The organism is Cecembia rubra, assembly GCF_003014575.1.
In the GTDB taxonomy this organism is placed as follows: domain Bacteria; phylum Bacteroidota; class Bacteroidia; order Cytophagales; family Cyclobacteriaceae; genus Cecembia_A; species Cecembia_A rubra.
Window position 1 is genome coordinate 1 of the sequence record NZ_PYGF01000007.1, and the last position, 17,732, is coordinate 17,732.

The window sequence follows — 17,732 nt, forward strand, 5'->3', positions numbered from 1 at the left end:
CTTTTTTCATTTTTGCAATCTGTGTGTTAAAGGTAAGAAATTGTCTGCACACAGATCGGGTATTCGCCTACCGCGGGTTCCTCAAATTCCCCGTGCGATTTCTTCTAAATCACACAGAGAATTTCGAGGTATAACTTTAACTTCGTAAGTAGTGAAACCAACTTACACAGTTTTTGTCATAGTCCCTTTTTATTGAAAAAGGAACAGGTCATCAACCTGCTCCTTTAATTTGTCTGGCTGTCTGCTTTAGACAGCCCATCACTAAACTTACTATCACGCTTACTCTTTTATCTTAGGCTTATTGCTTTCTCAATTAATCCTGAAGTGTTCCTTCTTCAATTTCATAATATCCTTCATCTTTTCTAGGAAGGTTGGATTCTCCCATTAGGAATTCGTCCACTTTGACTGCTGCTTCTCTTCCTTCTGAAATAGCCCAAACTACCAATGACTGGCCTCTTCTCATGTCACCTGCCAGAAACACTTTCTTATTGGTACTTTGGTATTCTTTTGACTTGGGAAGTGAATTTTCCATTTTTTGCACCCCAAATGCTTCCAAAAGGCCATTTTGGGCAGGACCGGTATAACCAATTGCAATAAAGGCAAGGTCACAGGGAACAGTCCTTTCCGAACCAGGAACTTCTACAAATTGCATCCTTCCATTTTCTTCCTTCCACTCCAAGTCCACCAAAACCAAACCGCTTACCTCTCCATTCTTATTGCCAACAAACTCCTTGGTAAGGACAGAAAATACCCTTTCTGCTCCTTCTTCATGGGAACTGGAAGTTTTAAGCGTCATAGGCCATTCTGGCCATGGATTGAGAACAGTTCTTTGCTTTGGTGGTTTTGGTAACAATTCAAGTTGTATGATACTTTTTGCACCATGGCGGTTAGATGTTCCTATACAGTCGGAACCAGTATCCCCTCCACCGATTACAATTACATGTTTATCTTTTGCTGAAATGGGATTTTCCTTGATTTCACCACCGATTACCTGATTTTGCTTCCCAAGGAATTCCATGGCAAAATGAACACCCTTGAGGTCTGAACCCTTGATTTTAAGTTCACGAGGTTGTTGCGCACCGGTAGCCAATACTACAGCATCGAAATTCCTGAGTATATTTTCAGCCTTGATATTAAACCCAACGTCAGTTCCAGTAGTGAAAATCACTCCCTCCTGCTCCATGACTTCGATCCTTCTATCAATAACCCATTTCTCCAATTTGAAATCAGGAATTCCATATCGCAAGAGTCCTCCGGCTTTATTGTCTTTTTCAAAAACCGTCACTTCATGACCGGCCTGATTGAGTTGATCTGCTGCCGCCAAACCGGCTGGACCTGAACCAATTACCGCCACAGATTTACCGGAACGCTGCTTGGGAGCCTTGGGGACCACGAGGCCCAACTCATAGGCTTTTTCTGCTATACTTTTTTCAATCAGTTCAATCGCCACCGGATCTTTGTTGATCCCAAGTACGCAGGAAGCCTCACAGGGCGCTGGGCAAATCCTCCCGGTAAATTCAGGAAAGTTGTTAGTGCTTCGGAGAATATAAAATGCTTCCTCCCAGTCATTCCTGTATACTGCATCGTTAAACTCCGGTATGATATTGCCCAGCGGACATCCCTGGTGACAGAATGGTACGCCGCAATCCATGCAGCGGGCAGCCTGTTGGTTTAGCTTTTTAGCATCAAAAGGCTTATAAATTTCCTTGTAATCATGGATCCTTTCTTCAGGATTGCGGGAATCTGGCAATTCCCGGTTGAATTGTAAAAACCCTTCTTTCGCTCCCATATTAAGATATCAATGTTTTTGACTGTTCTACTGCTCTTTTTCTCAATACTTCCTTGTAATCTCTAGGAATTACTTTTATGAATTTATGACGGTACTCATCCCATTGCTCAAGAAACTCTCCTGCCAAGACACTATGGGTTAAGGCAACATGCTTGATAAGCTCTTCTTTGATGCATACAAAATCATCTTCATTCAATGGATCCAAATCCACCATTTCCTGATTGATCAAGTGGATATAATCCTTAAGGATGTAAGCAATACCACCACTCATTCCAGCTGCAAAATTTCTTCCTATTTCTCCAAGGTTGATCACAAGTCCACCAGTCATATATTCACAGCCATGGTCTCCAATTCCCTCTACAACGGCCTTCAAACCAGAGTTTCGGACGCAGAAGCGCTCCCCTCCTTTTCCATTGATATAGGCTGATCCGGAAGTTGCTCCATAGAAGGCCACATTGCCGATGATGATGTTTTCATGTGCGACAAACTGGGCATTGCGGCTTGGGTAAATGATCAGTTTACCTCCGGACAAACCTTTTCCAAAGTAATCATTGGATTCACCCTCCAACTCAAAGGTTACTCCTTTTGTCAGGAATCCCCCGAAAGTCTGACCTGCTGAACCACTGAATTTGTAATGTATGGTGTCTTCAGGAAGACCAGGACTGCCATAAATTTTCGAAATTTCATTCGACAGCATCGCCCCTACTGATCTATCTGTATTATTTATTTTGAACTCTTCCTTAACCGCATTTGCCTGCTCCAATGCAGGAATCGCTGATTGGATAAGCTTACGGTCCAAGACATTTTTAAGATCAAACTCCTGATCAATTTGTTTGGATATACCTACATGGTCAGGAACCTCTACTTTATGGAAAATCGGAGAAAGGTCTACCTTATCCCACTTCCAATGATCCAGGTGTCCTGATGCCTTGAGTACATCGCTTTGGCCAACCATTTCATCAATGGTAGCAAATCCCAAAGAAGCCATAATCTCCCTAAGATCCTGCGCCAAAAACATGAAATAATTTACAACGTGGTCAGGATCCCCTGTGAACAACTTCCTGAGTTCAGGATTTTGGGTAGCGATACCGACAGGACAGGTATTGAGGTGGCATTTTCTCATCATGATACAACCCTCTACCACAAGGGCACCTGTAGAAATCCCCCATTCTTCTGCACCCAAAAGGGTCGCAATGGCAATGTCCCTTCCTGTTCTCAATTGACCATCTGTCTGGAGCACTACCCTGCTTCTCAAATTATTCTTGACCAAGGTCTGATGGGCTTCTGATAATCCCAATTCCCAAGGTAAACCTGCATGCCGGATCGAACTCAATGGGGAGGCACCTGTACCTCCATCAGCACCGGATATTAAGATGACATCAGACATGGCCTTGGCCACACCAGCGGCTACAGTTCCTACTCCCGCCTGAGACACCAACTTGACATTAATCCTTGCCTTTCTGTTGGCATTTTTGAGGTCAAAAATCAATTGGGCCAAGTCTTCTATAGAATATATATCGTGATGTGGAGGAGGTGAAATCAATCCCACTCCAGGAGTAGAATGCCTTACCCTACCGATCCAATCGTCTACTTTATGACCTGGAAGTTGGCCTCCTTCCCCAGGCTTGGCACCCTGGGCCATTTTGATCTGTAATTCTTCAGCGTGGGTCAGGTAATTACTAGTCACCCCAAAACGTCCCGAAGCTACCTGCTTAATGGCAGACCTTTCCCAGTCTCCATTAGGTTTTCTTTCAAATCGGATTTCATCCTCTCCACCTTCTCCACTGTTACTTTTAGCACCAATCCTGTTCATGGCAATAGCCAAAGTGGTATGGGCCTCATGAGAAATGGATCCAAAAGACATAGCTCCCGTAGCAAAACGCTTAAGAATAGATTCTACAGGTTCTACTTCTTCAATAGGGATGGATATTCTTTTCTTGAATTCAAAAAGGCCTCTCAGCGTAAGGGCATCCCTGCTTTGATCATTGATCTTTTGGGCAAATTTCTTATAGAGCTGATAGTCGTTGAGCCTAGTGGATTTCTGAAGCAAGTGGATGGTTTCTGGGTTAAACAAGTGCTTCTCGCCTCTTCTCTTCCATTGATAGACCCCTCCAGTCTCTAATATGGGGCGCTCAGTATGGTATGCCGCCCGGTGTCGGATCAATACCTCTTCAGCAAGTTCATCAAATGAAATACCGGATATCCTGCTAATGGTACCCTTGAAACAACGGTCAATTACTTCCGGCCCCAGTCCGATGGCTTCAAATATCTGTGCGCCTTGGTAAGATTGAAGGGTACTGATCCCCATTTTGGAAAGCACCTTCAACAACCCTTTGCCTATGGCGTTTTGGTAGTTCAAAAACAACTGCTTTTGGCTGATTTCTTTTCCAAAAGCTCCTTCTTCATTCAAATGCAGCAAAGATTCCAAGGCCAGATATGGATTTATGGCTGATGCACCGTAACCGATCACTGTTGCAAAATGATGCACTTCACGGATATCTCCTGCTTCTACTACCAAACCTGCCCTGGTTCGGATTTTCTTTTTTACCAAATGGTGATGAACTGCGCCGATCGCCAAAAGGGAAGGAATGGGAGCCTTATTTTCATCACTGTTTCGGTCTGACAGGATAATGATGTTCTTTCCTGCATATACTGCCCCTTCTGCTTCCCTGCACAATTGGTTAAGGGCCTCCAAAAGGCTACCTGGTTTGTGAACCGCTTCAAAGTGTGCATATAGGGTAACTGTTCTGTAACCTTGGTCTTCCAAATGCTTTATTTTTTCCAAATCCTCATTCAACAGCACAGGCTGGGATATATGGATCTGTCGGGTATGCCTTGGGCTTTCAGCCAGAATGTTATGGCTTTCCCCAATCCTGGTAAAAAGTGACATTACCAGCCTTTCCCTTATAGGGTCAATTGGCGGATTACTTACCTGAGCAAATAACTGCTTGAAATAATTGGAAATATGTTGGCTTTGCTTGGACAGAACTGCCAATGGTGTATCTGCTCCCATTGAACCTACTGCTTCATAGCCGCTTTCTCCCATTGGAGCTAGGATAACTTTAATTTCCTCAGAGGTATATCCAAAAATTGTCTGCCTTTTTTTGATTTCCTCAGTCGAATATGGATATTCCAGTTTTTCCGGATCAGGCATCATACGCAATTTCAGCCTTTCTTCCCGGACCCATTTGTCATAAGGTTTATTATCACAAACAGCCGATTTGATCTCCTCATCAAATGAAATTTTTCCCTTTTCCAGGTCTGCCAATAACATCCTTCCGGGACTAATACGCCCTTTCTCCAAAATTGTGGCTTCCCTGATCGGTAATGCTCCTGCCTCTGAAGAGAGAATGAGGCGATCATCATTGGTAATAAAGTACCGCAATGGGCGAAGGCCGTTCCTATCCAAAGTAGCACCTATGGATTTTCCATCCGTGAATATCAGTGCTGCCGGTCCATCCCAGGGCTCCATAAGGGCTGCATGGAATTTATAAAAGGCCTTACGGTCTTTGTCCATCATGTGATTATCCTGCCAGGCTTCAGGCACTAACATCATCATCACGTGAGGAAGTGGTCTTCCACTTAATGTCAATAGCTCCACCAATGCATCCAAATTGGCTGAATCAGAATTATGCTTGTTGGTCACCGGCATTACCATGGCAAGTTCCTGATCGGTAAAATGCACAGACCGCATTAGAGTCTGCTTGGATTTCATCTTGTTAAGGTTGCCCCGGATGGTATTGATTTCTCCATTATGCGCCAAATAGCGAAATGGCTGGGCAAGTCTCCAATTTGGGAAGGTATTTGTAGAAAACCTGGAATGGACGATGGCCAATCCTGAGGTGATTTTGTTGTTCTGAAGGTCTTTGTAAAATGGAAGTACCTGATCAGTCCTTAACTGACCTTTATATATAAGTGTGAATGCTGAAAAACTGGCAAAATAAAATGCAGAATTGACACCTGGTATCGAACTGTTGATGGTTCGGGAAGCATAATTGCGTAAAACATAAAGCTTCCTTTCCAGATCGATTCCTGTAAGTCCATCCTTATGACTTACAAACACCATTTCGATATTAGGCATTACTTCCAGGGCACCGGAACCAGGCACAGTTTCATCTACAGGTACATTCCTGTAACCCAATAGCCTAAATCCCAACTCTTCTATAATAGCATTGAGCTGAGCTTTGGATTTTTTATAGAGTTGCTTGTTTCTGGGGAAAAAGGTCATGCCCACTCCATAACTTCCCTCTTCTGGTATTTCAAAACCAGCCCGCAGGGTAATTTCTTTTAGAAATAGATGGGGAATTTGAATGAGAATACCTGCTCCATCTCCTGTCTTAGGATCAGCACCACGACCACCCCTGTGCTCCATGTTGCTGAGCATGTTCAAAGCATCACTGATGGTCTCATGACTTTTTACTCCTTTGACATTTACTACGGCTCCAATCCCACAGGAATCGTGTTCAAAAGCATCACGATAAAGTCCTTGATTCATTATGAGTAAGTTTAATAGGTTTATCAATTTTGGTTGCAAAAATTACAAAAAAATTTCCTTTTTTTAAAATTGAAGCAATAAACAAGCGCTTTAGGTGAATAGTTTACATATAAAAGGATGCTATTTTGATTTTTAGAAAAATTAAGTGCTGCTTGATTTTTAAAGCATTTTTCTCAAATTGTATGAAATTATTTGAAAATGAGGTTTAGAATAAAACCAAAAATTACAAGAAATGCATGATTTGTAGATAATCCAGTTTCTGGAAAATTTTTTCTATTCTTGGTTAATTTTTTTTGAAGGTGGGGAAAAATTTTTCAAAAAATCGATTTCAGCTCTTCAATTTACAAAAATCAGTGTTTTGTAAAATGTTGCATTTACAGAATTTTATTCTGTGACAAAAAACAATCAATCTTCATTATGGCCAGGTATTTCCTCCTTGTCAGAAAGGAGGTGGACCTTCACTTTTTTGATCCTCCTGGCATCTACCGCTAGGATAGTAAATTCAAAATTCTGGTACCTGATTTTGGAGCCATTCTTTGGAAGATTGGAATTGATTTCCAAAAGCAACCCTCCAAGAGATTCACTTTCACCTTTGACTTCATCAAAAATCTGTTGGTCAATATCCAATCTTTTACAAAAATCATTCAGGGAAACCTTGCCCTCAAACACAAATGTCCTATCATCGATTTCTTTGAAAAAGTAATCATCCGCATCATCAAATTCATCATTGATTTCACCTATGATTTCTTCAATCAAATCTTCCAGTGTCACCAGACCAGAAGTCCCACCATATTCATCGACCACAATGGCCATATGCACACGCCTTTTCTGAAAATCTTTCAATAGGGTATCAATCTTTTTGTATTCAGGAACGAAGAAGCCCTTACGGATAAGATTTTGCCATTCGAAATTTTCATCCTGATCGATAAATGGCAAAAGGTCTTTGATGTAGAGTATTCCCTCTATATGATCTATAGTTTCTTTATAAACAGGGATTCTGGAATAACCACTCTTATTAATTCTGTCCATAAGTTCGTGGAAATCTGTTTCATACTCCACTGCGGTTATGTCCATTCTGGACTGCATCACTTGCCTCACCGACAAGGTTCCAAAATTTACAATTCCTTTTAGAATGTCTTTTTCTTCTTCAGTGGTATCCTCTGTAGTGATTTCCAATGCTTGGTGCAATTCATCCACTGAAAGGGAATATCCCCTTTTCTCTATCCTTTTTTCAATCACATTGCTTATAGACATCAAAAAGTAAGAAAGAGGTTTTAAAAGCAATGAAAAGAAATAGATAATAGGGGCCATCAAAAGCGAAAATTCAACCTTTGCTTTGGTGGCATAAACCTTAGGAACAATCTCTCCAAAAAAAACAATGGCAAAGGTAACTCCTATGGTCTGTGCCAAAATGATAAGGATGCCTGTAGCATTCAAACCAAAAATACTCCAGGTAAAAAATGTGGTCAGGGTGACAATGGCTATATTGATCAGGTTATTTAGGATCAACACTGTACTCAGAAGGTTCTTGGGAGATTCCACCAATTGAATAGCTTTTGCCGCCCTCTTATCTCCCCTATCATCCATTTGGGAAAGATCCTCGGCATTAAGGGAAAAAAATGCAACCTCAGAGCCTGAAACCATACCTGAGGCCAGTAGCAGGAAAACAAAAATCAATATGTTGGCAATAATATAGCCAGCCGAAACCTGATTGATTTCGGCCAGCATCATAAGGCTCGGGTAGGGATCGTCCATCAATTTTTGAGATGATGATTACAAAATTAATGAATTCCTGAGCATTTTATCAAAATTTATGATCAGAAGGGCAAATCATCCTCTTCACCAGGGCTGTCCATCACTGGAACGGCAGCAGGCTTGGGTGAGTTGCCGGAATAAGCAGATGTGCCTTGAGAAGGTGACCCTGCACCTTCAGGTCTTCCACCCAACATTGTAAAATTAATTACCCTGATTTTGACTCTTTTCCTGTTGTTACCTTGTTCGTCTTGCCAGGAATCTGATTTGATCTTTCCCTCCACATACAACTGCATACCCTTTTTCAGATACTGCTCCGCAATTTTTGCTTGTCCGTCCCAAAGCTCAAGATCATGCCATTCGGTATTTTCAACCCTATTGCCGTTTCTGTCCTTGTAAGCCTCAGTAGTTGCCAATCTCAAATTAGCGACCACCTTATCGCCTTCCAAATGCTTTACCTCAGGGTCAGCGCCCAAATTTCCTACTAATATTACCTTATTTACTCCGGCCATAATCTGTAATGTTTAAATGTTTGACAAAAAGTTTACGATTAAATTTAAGGATTATTTTTCTTCGTTCAAATATTTCAAAATCAACCGGGGTTTGGCAAGTGCTTCTAGTTTTTCAGCATCTACCAATTGATATCCTCTGCTGGAAACCCAAGCTTCCAATTCAGTTCTGGCTGACTCTTTCACTTCGAACCTTACAAATTTGGCAAAAATTCTTTGATGTGTCAGTATATGTTTAAATGTATGCTGATCTATTACGACATCAATTGTCCCAATTTTATCCAATTCCTCAAAAAACAGATGATTTCCCTCTTCCAGTTCTCTGTTTTCACTGTATTCCACTAATGGAAAATCAAATAACCCTTGCCATATATCTCCTTCTCCACGCTGTCTTATTACGGTATCTCCACCACAAATAATATGGGCATATTGAAAATACCGCTCTTTTACTTTAACCTTTTTACTTTTGAAGGGAAGTACGGCAACCATACCTTTATTAGATGCAAAGCAGGATTGGTTGAGGGGACAAGAAGCGCAATCGGGGCTTTTGGGAATACACTGCAGGGCACCAAATTCCATAATCGCCTGATTGTATTCACCTGGATTTTGTTTTGGTATCAACCCATTGGCGAAATTTTCAAAAATCTTCTTCCCGCCTGTACTGGCAATATCCTCAGCAATACCAAATACCCTGCTCAAAACCCTAAATACATTTCCGTCCACTACAGCCACGGGTTCTCCAAAAGCAAAGGAGGCGATGGCAGCAGCTGTATAATTTCCCACGCCCTTGAGCTTGACAAGCTCCTGAAAACTTTCTGGAAACACTCCTCCATAAATAAAGTGAATATCCTTTGCACAGGCATGGAGGTTTCTCGCCCTACTGTAATAACCTAGGCCTTGCCATAATCTCATGATTTCTTCTTCAGGAGCCAGGGCCATATCCTGTATGCTGGGATAATTTTCCAAATATCTTTCGAAATAAGGCAGGCCCTGGGCCACTCTGGTCTGCTGCAGAATGATTTCTGAAAGCCAAATGATATATGGGTTTTGGGTATTTCTCCAAGGCAAATCCCTTTTATGGAGGCTATACCACTCTAATATTCTATCGGAAAATACTTCAGGACTCAAAATCTACGTTAATTCTAAGGTTAAGACAATGTTAAACATTTCAATCTAATTTTGGGCATTTTGTTTTTATATTGAATTGCTTCGTATAAATTTGCAGTCCCAAAAATAGTTGGTTAATAGGTCGTTAAGCTTATTCGATAATAATTTAAATTCATCAAACAGTGACTAAAGCAGAAGTAATCACCAAGATTTCGGAAAAAACTGGAATCCAGAAAGACGATGTAACTCAAACCATTGAGGCATTCTTCAAAGTGGTAAAAGATTCCATGGCGGAGGGAGAGAATATTTATGTAAGAGGTTTTGGCAGCTTCATCAACAAAAAGAGAGCTAAGAAAATCGCTAGAAACATCTCCAAAAACACGGCTATTGTGATTGACGAGCACTATGTGCCGGCATTCAAACCATCTAAAGTGTTTATTGAGAAAATCAAAAACAGCAAAAAAATTAAAGATTTGGCGCCTCAGGATTAATCCTGAGTGCCTTTTTTTTGTATGAAAAAATCCCAGATCATCGTTCTTGTACTTGCTGTGGCCGTCATTGGCCTCCTGTATTTACTTCCACGAGTTGTCGTAGACAATGAGGAAGGAAGTTCAGGAATCGCGGATGAAGCTGTTAAGACAGCTCCTGCTGTAGAAGAAATGCATGATGCCCCAATTTCAGCTGAAGCTAGAGAAACTTTAAATTCTATTGCTTTAAGGTTGAAAAATGAGGTAGATAGGGAAAAATTCGTAGCTTTGGCAGATACCTTAGCAGCACTCTATACTCAGGCAGGTAGATTCGACTCTGCTGCCTATTTTATGGAGCAAGCTGCCTTAAAGGTTGAAACAATTGAGAGATGGGAAAAAGCGGGTATTGCTTATTATGAGGCGTATACCTTTGCCATGAGCGAACAAAAAGTAGCTTTTCTGGCCGATAAAACCAGGAGTTACCTTAACAAAGTTTTGGAAAAAGATCCAAAACGACTGGATTTGAAAACCAAAGTGGCCATGACCTATGTGTCATCTTCCAACCCCATGCAGGGAATAACGATGCTGAGGGAGATTTTGGAGGAAGACCCAACCAACGAGGATGCCTTGTTCAACATGGGCGTTTTGTCCATGCAGTCCGGTCAATACAAAAGGGCTGCAGAACGGTTCGAAGAATTGGTTCGGTATTATCCGGAAAATCTTCAAGGTCAGTTTTACTTAGGGGTAAGTTATTTCGAGTCCAAACAAAACAACAAAGCCAAAAAGCAGTTTCAGCAAGTTCAAAGCATGACAACAGACCCGATGGTTCTGGCAAGTGTAGAGAGCTATCTGGAAAGGCTGTAAATAATTGTTCCACTTTAAATCTTTAAAACTATGCCTTGCGGTAAGAAAAGAAAAAGACATAAGATCGCTACGCACAAGCGTAAAAAAAGACTTAGAAAAAACAGACATAAGAAGAAGTAATTCACTTCTTCTTTTTGAGTTTTTTCACCAAACGTTCATTTAAATAATAAAACCAGACACGATTGAGCACAGAATTAGTTATTGATTCTGCTCAAAATGGTAGCCGGATTGCCCTACTGAGAGATAAAAACCTGGTAGAACTCCATTCTGAAGGAGGAGAAAACCAGTTTAAAGTCGGTGATATTTATTTAGGTACGGTCAAGAAGATAGTCAATGGGCTCAATGCAGCATTCATTGATGTAGGCTATGAAAAGGATGCCTTCCTGCATTATCAGGACCTAGGACCCCAGATCAATAGCCTTAACAAGTACATCAAACTGATCCGTAACAATAACTATCAGAGCTTTAATCTTAAGGGCTTTGAAAAGGAAGGAGACATTGAAAAACTTGGAAAAATTTCCAATGTCCTTGCCAAAAACAACCAAGTCTTGGTGCAGGTGGTCAAAGAGCCCATCTCCACCAAAGGCCCCCGGTTATCCTGTGAGCTCTCCATAGCCGGTCGCTACCTGGTCTTGGTGCCTTTTGCAGACTCTGTAAGCGTGTCCAAAAAGATACGCAGTGCAGAAGAAAGGAAAAGGCTAGTTCGCTTAATTACCTCCATCAAGCCTGCCAATTTTGGAGTTATCATCAGAACTGTTGCTGAGGGTCAGTCCGTCACAGAACTGGACAAAGATCTACGCAATCTGATGACCTCCTGGGAAGATGGCATGAAAAAACTGAACAAAGCCAAGGGTCGCGACAAAGTTATCGGAGAAATGAGTATGGCCTCCTCGATTATCAGAGACCTACTCAATGAATCATTCGACGCAATCACCGTAGAGGATGAATTGATCTATGATCAAATCAGGTCTTACATCAGATCTATTGCCCCTGAAAAGGAAAAAATTGTTAAGCTTTACAACGGAAAAGCGAAGCTCTTTGAAAATTTTGGAATCGAAAAGCAAATCAAAAGCTTGTTTGGACAGACGATTAGTCTTCCGCAGGGAGGTTATGTGATAATTGAGCATACTGAAGCCCTCCACGTCATCGACGTAAATAGTGGAAACAAGTCCAATCAGGAAAGTGACCAGGAAAACACTGCATTGAAAACCAACCTGGTTGCAGTAAAAGAAATTGCAAGACAACTTCGCCTCCGTGACATGGGAGGTATCATCGTCATTGACTTCATCGACATGAAAAAAGCCGATAACAAAAAGGTCGTATATGATGCGATGCGAGATGCGATGAAAGATGACAGGTCCAAACATACCGTCCTGCCGTTGACCAAATTCGGTCTTATGCAGATAACGAGGCAGCGCGTGAGACCTGAGGTCAACATTGTCACGAAAGAAACCTGTCCATCCTGTGGTGGTACAGGCAAAATTCAGGCCTCCATTTTAGTGGCCGACCAGTTAGAGAAAGATCTCGACCATATTGCTACGATCCAAAACGTTTCAAAAATCCACATCGGATTACACCCTTATCTCTATGCCTACTTCACACATGGCATCATTTCAAAACGGGTAAGGTGGTTTTTCAAATACTTTAAGTGGGTAAGACTGATCAAAGATTCCTCCCTCCCGGTGACGGAGTACAAATTCCTGGACGACACAGGAGAAGAAATAGAACTTCAAGTTAAAAGCGAGACCGAATAGGTCCCGCTTTTTTTTTGGTTTAAAGGGTATATTGTTTTTAGTAAATTAGTTATATTTTTAAATAATCTCTCATCAGCCAACACTATGGAACACGTTTTTACAGATGGTAGAAATAGTGCAAAGGCCGCTCAGAGAATATTATGAACTCGATAATTATTACTTTTCCAATCTATTAAATGAACAAAATCGATAGAAATAGCAACAAATTCCCAAATGAAAATTCAAATGAAGAAGCTATTGAACAAGTAAATAAGCAATTCGAAGAATATACCATGGAAATGGGAAAAGCTAACTGGATTGCTATTCTTTTGGCTTTCCCGATTAGCCTATTGCTACTAATACCCTTTGTCCTCATTTGGGATTTTGACACCTTAAGATCAGGATGGAACATGTTTACAAGCAATTACTTCCTCTTCTTGATTAGTGGAGTAATCATCCATGAATTGTTGCATGGTTTAACATGGGCATATTTTGTTCCCAATAAATTTAGATCCATAAAATTTGGCTTCAAATGGAAATACTTAACGCCTTATTATCATTGCAAAGGAGCATTAAAAGTCAAACATTACAGAATTGGTGGCGCCATGCCCCTTATTGTAATGGGAATTATCCCCGCCATCATCGGTTTAATCATGGGTGATGGAGGTATTTTGAGTTATGGACTGTTTTTTACCTGTGCAGGAGGTGGAGATATTATCGCTCTTTATATGCTCAGGAAATTTAATGATGATGATTACCTCTATGACCATCCCGAAAAACTGGGATTTTTAAAGGAAATAGCATAACTATTGCCTATACGCTTAGGTCCTTATACCTTCGACAAAAGCCTTAACTATGAAGGAACGTGAACAACTTATCCAGAACTATATTCAGGCCTACAACAACATGGACCTTGAAGAGATGTTGGCAACATTGACTGAAGATATCGTCTTTGAAAATATCCAAAATGGTGAAATTTCCATGAAACTGGAGGGAAAGGCATCATTTCGGGAACAAGCTTTACTGGCCATTTCCTACTTTTCAGAGAGAAAACAAACCATCACTCATATTTCCCATTTGGAAGAAACAAGTGAAACTGAAATTCAATACTGGGCTGTACTGGCCATGGATTTTCCGAATGGATTGAAAAAGGGCCAGACAATCGAACTGCTGGGGAAATCAGTTTTTGAATTCAAGGAAGGAAGAATATGCCGGCTAACAGATATAAACTATTAGAAAATGGAATGTTTTTTTGATTAAAAAAGCTAACTTGTCTATCTCCCCAAGTCCTCAAATCTAGAAATGGTAAAGCCTTACAACATAGATACCTATATTCAATCCTTTCCTGAAATAGCTCAGGAAAAACTGAGTGAAATCCGGGAAATATTGAAGTCTGTTGCGCCTAATGCTACAGAAGAACTCAAATGGGGAAAGCCGGTGATGATTGAAAAAAGAATTCTTTTTTCCTATTCTGCCTATAAAAATTTCATCAGCTTTATGCCCACTGGCCCAACATTGGCACATTTCAAGGAAGAATTAAAGGATTTCAAAATCGGTAAGGACACGGTTCAGTTTCCCTATGATCAAGACTTGCCCAAAGACCTTATCCAAAAGATTGCCCGGCAGAGGTACAGGGATGTTATGGAAAATGACGCAAAATGGATGTATTGAGGCAACCCTAATAAGCTAAGCCCCTTTCATCAAGTTTTTTGCTAAAGGATTTAAATTCGGAATAATGGCTTCAATTGATATTGTAAAAGTTGACATCAAAGACCTTAATACTTTGCAAACTATTGCAAAGCAGACATTTATTGATGCCTTCGAAAAAGACAATTCACCGGAGCACTTCCAAAAATATTTGGATCGAGCTTTTTCCTTAGAAAAATTAACGACAGAGTTACTTGAACCTAGGAGTGAATTTTATTTTGCCAAAAATGGAGAACATGTTTTGGCTTACCTTAAACTCAATTTCGGGTCAGCCAAAAATGAGTTACAAGATGGGGATGCGGTAGAAATAGAAAGAATTTATGTGTCCCAAGCTTTCCAAGCTCAAAAAATCGGTGAATTACTTTTACAAAAATCTATTCAAATCGCAAAGGAAAGAATGACTGCTTATCTTTGGCTGGGGGTTTGGAGTGAAAACCCAAATGCCATCCGTTTTTACAAAAAACATGGATTTGTGCCTTTCGGTGAACATATTTTCCAATTGGGGGATGATGCCCAAACTGACATACTTATGAAGTTGGAATTGAAAGATTGATCTTTAATTTAAGCCATGAGCCAAAACAAAATGCTTACAACCGAGGAAAAGGAGGGTTTGCTGGAAATCCTTGAAAGCCGCTTTCTGAAAAACATGAACCGACATCCCAATTTGGTCTGGGAAAATATTGCTCTAAGGTTAAAGCATTCTACTCCGAAATTATTTTCCCTTTATGCTATGGAATCAACAGGTGGAGAACCCGATGTGGTAAGCTTCAATGAAGAAACAAAGGAATACCTTTTTATGGACTGCTCAGCCGAAACTCCCACCGGCCGGAGAAGCGTTTGTTATGACCAAGAAGCCCTAGATTCCAGAAAAGCCAATAAACCACATAACAGTGCCCAAGGAATGGCTGAATCCATGGGGGTAAAACTATTGACAGAAGAAGAGTATTTTAGCTTACAGACATTAGGAGACTTCGATACAAAGACCTCTTCCTGGCTGGATACCCCTGCGGACATTAGGAAAAAAGGAGGCGCTATCTTTGGGGACAAGCGCTTTGGAAGAACTTTTATCTATCATAATGGTGCGGACTCGTATTATGCCGTAAGAGGTTTTCGCTGCTATTTATGGGTTTGAGGCAACCGTTAGAGTACAATTCGGATTTAATTAAAAATCTTTTTGAATCATTTGATTCTTCTTACTGACCAAGATGGGCTGATTTTCTCAAAATCGTGCCGATTAAACAATTGATCTCTGTCTTGTCAACTTCAATGCTGATTTTTCAATTTTTATTGAGTAATTTTTACAAGATTAACCAAACCTAATAACCTATGATCCAAAGAATTTGCATCCAATTGTATGTTGGAATTTTCCTTGTTTTCCTGCTCTCAAGTTGTTCTCCTTCGGGAAATGAGTGGGAAAAGAAGAACCGCGAACTGATCAAAAAATATGGACTTTCCGAAAGAACAATTGAGGGACTTCCAGCCGAAACCGTAAAACCTAACCTAGAACCGGGCCAGATTAAAAACCTCTCCTCTTTCGAACCTGTAGCTTTACATCCTGGAGTAATGGCAAGGATTCTGTGGGCTAAAGGTGCCATGATGGCAATTCTTGAACTCCGGCCGGATGCCTCCATTCCAGAAGAGGTGCTCGGAGAAGAATGTTTTTTATTTGTTGTAGACGGCTCACTTGTATCGGAGGTTAATGGAACCGCCTTATCCATGAGCTCCAGAAAAAGAGAACCCCAGGACGGCATTCACAGCATCACTCCCAAAATGGATTTTATTTATTTGAAAAAAGGCAGCAGGATGGGTATCCAAGCTGGTGCACAAGGAGCAAAAATTTATCAGATTTTTAGCCCACAAAAGTTGGATTATATCCGCAAAACAAATTTTGACAATCCAAGCTCCGGATTAAAAGAAACCTGGCCATTACATGCTCCAAATATTGAACCGAATAAGGTTTATGATCTTTATGATATCCCATTGTCAGAACTTGCCCCTGGGGCTTTTACAAGGATAATTAGTGGCAGCAATTTGTTGTTGAGTTTTATTGCTATGCCGCCCAATTCCTCTTTTGACCTTCATATCCATCCAGAAGAACAAATTTTGCTCACACTTCGTGGATCTTTGGAAGCAATTCTTCTGGAGGATTCAAAACCTATGAAAAGCAATGATTTGGTCCTCATTCCCGGAAATTTTGTTCATGGGGTAAAAATTGGGGAATTAGGTGCTGATGCCTTGGATATATTTTGGCCTTCACGGTCTGATTATTTGGACAAGTCGGCTCAAAGTCTATCAAGATTCCATGAATTTATTCCCCAAGATGCCAAATTGGAACTGCTGATCGATGGAAAAAAAACCCAACCAGAACTCTTTTTCAGTGAGGGTCCGAAATGGATGAATGGCAAACTCTATTTTTCAAACATGTACTTTGATCAGGATTGGAATGGTGATCCTCAAAGGAGTTCAATAGTAGAAATGCTTCCTGATGGAAGTTACAGGAATATTACTCAAGGAAAAATGCAGGCCAATGGACTTTATCCTTATAAAAACAACAACCTGATTGTATGTGACATGATGGGGCATCGCGTTGTGGAAATGACAACTTCAGGTCAAGTACTTAGGGTACTAGCAGACCAGTATGAAGGAAAACCCATTGATGGACCTAATGATATCATCACTGACACAAAAGGAGGATTCTATTTTACCGACCCCCAGTTTACCATGGAGGCAGAAAAATTCCAACCGGGAAGAGCAGTCTACTATGTTTCAGCCCAAGGTAAAATCACAAGAATTACTGAACCCAATGAATTTGCCATGCCAAATGGAATACTTTTATCACCGGATGGCAAGACCCTTTATATCAACAATTGTTTTGATAAAGAAACTTGGTATCCTGTGCAGAGCAATAAGGAAAATTATATCTGGGCCTATGATGTCAATGAAGACGGTACAATCAGCAATGGGCGTCAGTTTGCCCAAGTATTGTTGACAGAGGATGTACTGGAGAGAGGGGGCCGATCTTCAGGAGCAGATGGTATGGCAATTGACAAAGAAGGGAATATCTATGTAGCCACCTATTACGGAGTACAGATATTTGACAATAAAGGAAAGTTTGTGGGAATGATCAACTTACCTTCCTTCCCGGTCAGCCTTTGTTTTGGGGATCAGGATATGAAATCCCTTTATATCGTGAGCTACAGCAAAGTCTTTAAAATTAGAACCAATAAAGAAGGCTACGTGAATTATTTGTAGCGTAAACATGTGGGTTGGTATCGGGGCGGTTTGCCCCGATACCATTCAATTCTACTT

At 40.8% G+C, this 17,732-nt stretch carries 14 protein-coding genes; 9 read left to right on the top strand and 5 right to left on the bottom strand.

Annotation, left to right across the window (positions count from 1 at the left end):
- Positions 1-313: 313 nt before the first annotated feature.
- The 5 genes from CLV48_RS12720 to mutY form a co-directional block, all read right to left on the bottom strand.
- Positions 314-1,789: a glutamate synthase subunit beta gene (locus CLV48_RS12720; RefSeq protein WP_106567675.1), complete on the bottom strand. Its 1,476-nt coding sequence runs from the start codon at positions 1,787-1,789 to the stop codon at positions 314-316.
- 1 nt (position 1,790) lies between these two features.
- A complete protein-coding gene (gene gltB / locus CLV48_RS12725; protein WP_106567676.1) occupies positions 1,791-6,284 on the bottom strand; it encodes a glutamate synthase large subunit in 4,494 nt (1,497 codons plus the stop codon).
- A 405-nt stretch (positions 6,285-6,689) separates the two neighbouring features.
- Positions 6,690-8,039, bottom strand: a complete 1,350-nt coding sequence (gene gldE / locus CLV48_RS12730) for a gliding motility-associated protein GldE (RefSeq protein ID WP_106567677.1) — start codon at positions 8,037-8,039, stop codon at positions 6,690-6,692.
- 62 nt (positions 8,040-8,101) lie between these two features.
- Entirely contained in the window at positions 8,102-8,548 is a 447-nt protein-coding gene (locus CLV48_RS12735) for a single-stranded DNA-binding protein (RefSeq protein ID WP_106567678.1), read from the bottom strand.
- 51 nt (positions 8,549-8,599) lie between these two features.
- Entirely contained in the window at positions 8,600-9,673 is a 1,074-nt protein-coding gene (mutY, locus tag CLV48_RS12740; protein WP_106567679.1) for an A/G-specific adenine glycosylase, read from the bottom strand.
- 161 nt (positions 9,674-9,834) lie between these two features.
- On the opposite strand from mutY, the gene CLV48_RS12745 reads away from it, so the two are divergent.
- The 9 genes from CLV48_RS12745 to CLV48_RS12785 all read left to right on the top strand — a co-directional run bounded on the left by CLV48_RS12745 (position 9,835) and on the right by CLV48_RS12785 (position 17,675).
- Positions 9,835-10,143 carry an HU family DNA-binding protein gene (locus tag CLV48_RS12745; RefSeq protein ID WP_106567680.1) on the top strand — a complete coding sequence of 103 codons (309 nt, stop codon included), beginning with the start codon at positions 9,835-9,837 and terminating at the stop codon, positions 10,141-10,143.
- Between the two features lie 21 nt (positions 10,144-10,164).
- Positions 10,165-10,983 carry a tetratricopeptide repeat protein gene (locus CLV48_RS12750; protein WP_106567681.1) on the top strand — a complete coding sequence of 273 codons (819 nt, stop codon included), beginning with the start codon at positions 10,165-10,167 and terminating at the stop codon, positions 10,981-10,983.
- Between the two features lie 182 nt (positions 10,984-11,165).
- Entirely contained in the window at positions 11,166-12,737 is a 1,572-nt protein-coding gene (locus tag CLV48_RS12755) for an Rne/Rng family ribonuclease (RefSeq protein WP_106567682.1), read from the top strand.
- A gap of 176 nt (positions 12,738-12,913) precedes the next feature.
- Positions 12,914-13,522, top strand: coding sequence for a DUF3267 domain-containing protein (locus CLV48_RS12760; protein ID WP_106567683.1), 609 nt, complete (start codon positions 12,914-12,916; stop codon positions 13,520-13,522).
- A gap of 49 nt (positions 13,523-13,571) precedes the next feature.
- On the top strand, positions 13,572-13,952 hold the full coding sequence (locus CLV48_RS12765) for a nuclear transport factor 2 family protein (RefSeq protein ID WP_106567684.1): 381 nt from the start codon (positions 13,572-13,574) through the stop codon (positions 13,950-13,952).
- A gap of 66 nt (positions 13,953-14,018) precedes the next feature.
- Positions 14,019-14,387 (top strand): iron chaperone, encoded by a 369-nt coding sequence (locus CLV48_RS12770; protein ID WP_106567685.1) that lies wholly within the window; start codon positions 14,019-14,021, stop codon positions 14,385-14,387.
- Between the two features lie 64 nt (positions 14,388-14,451).
- Entirely contained in the window at positions 14,452-14,976 is a 525-nt protein-coding gene (locus CLV48_RS12775; protein ID WP_106567686.1) for a GNAT family N-acetyltransferase, read from the top strand.
- 15 nt (positions 14,977-14,991) lie between these two features.
- A complete protein-coding gene (locus CLV48_RS12780; protein WP_106567687.1) occupies positions 14,992-15,555 on the top strand; it encodes a DUF4256 domain-containing protein in 564 nt (187 codons plus the stop codon).
- A gap of 194 nt (positions 15,556-15,749) precedes the next feature.
- Positions 15,750-17,675, top strand: coding sequence for an SMP-30/gluconolactonase/LRE family protein (locus CLV48_RS12785; protein WP_106567688.1), 1,926 nt, complete (start codon positions 15,750-15,752; stop codon positions 17,673-17,675).
- Positions 17,676-17,732 lie beyond the last annotated feature (57 nt).

Bases quoted from the DNA above. Each gene is read 5' to 3' on its own strand.
- CLV48_RS12720 (WP_106567675.1), bottom strand. From the start codon at position 1,789: ATGGGAGCGAAAGAAGGGTTTTTACAATTCAACCGGGAATTGCCAGAT.
- gltB (WP_106567676.1), bottom strand. From the start codon at position 6,284: ATGAATCAAGGACTTTATCGTGATGCTTTTGAACACGATTCCTGTGGG.
- gldE (WP_106567677.1), bottom strand. From the start codon at position 8,039: ATGGACGATCCCTACCCGAGCCTTATGATGCTGGCCGAAATCAATCAG.
- CLV48_RS12735 (WP_106567678.1), bottom strand. From the start codon at position 8,548: ATGGCCGGAGTAAATAAGGTAATATTAGTAGGAAATTTGGGCGCTGAC.
- CLV48_RS12750 (WP_106567681.1), top strand. From the start codon at position 10,165: ATGAAAAAATCCCAGATCATCGTTCTTGTACTTGCTGTGGCCGTCATT.
- CLV48_RS12760 (WP_106567683.1), top strand. From the start codon at position 12,914: ATGAACAAAATCGATAGAAATAGCAACAAATTCCCAAATGAAAATTCA.
- CLV48_RS12765 (WP_106567684.1), top strand. From the start codon at position 13,572: ATGAAGGAACGTGAACAACTTATCCAGAACTATATTCAGGCCTACAAC.
- CLV48_RS12770 (WP_106567685.1), top strand. From the start codon at position 14,019: ATGGTAAAGCCTTACAACATAGATACCTATATTCAATCCTTTCCTGAA.
- CLV48_RS12775 (WP_106567686.1), top strand. From the start codon at position 14,452: ATGGCTTCAATTGATATTGTAAAAGTTGACATCAAAGACCTTAATACT.
- CLV48_RS12780 (WP_106567687.1), top strand. From the start codon at position 14,992: ATGAGCCAAAACAAAATGCTTACAACCGAGGAAAAGGAGGGTTTGCTG.
- CLV48_RS12785 (WP_106567688.1), top strand. From the start codon at position 15,750: ATGATCCAAAGAATTTGCATCCAATTGTATGTTGGAATTTTCCTTGTT.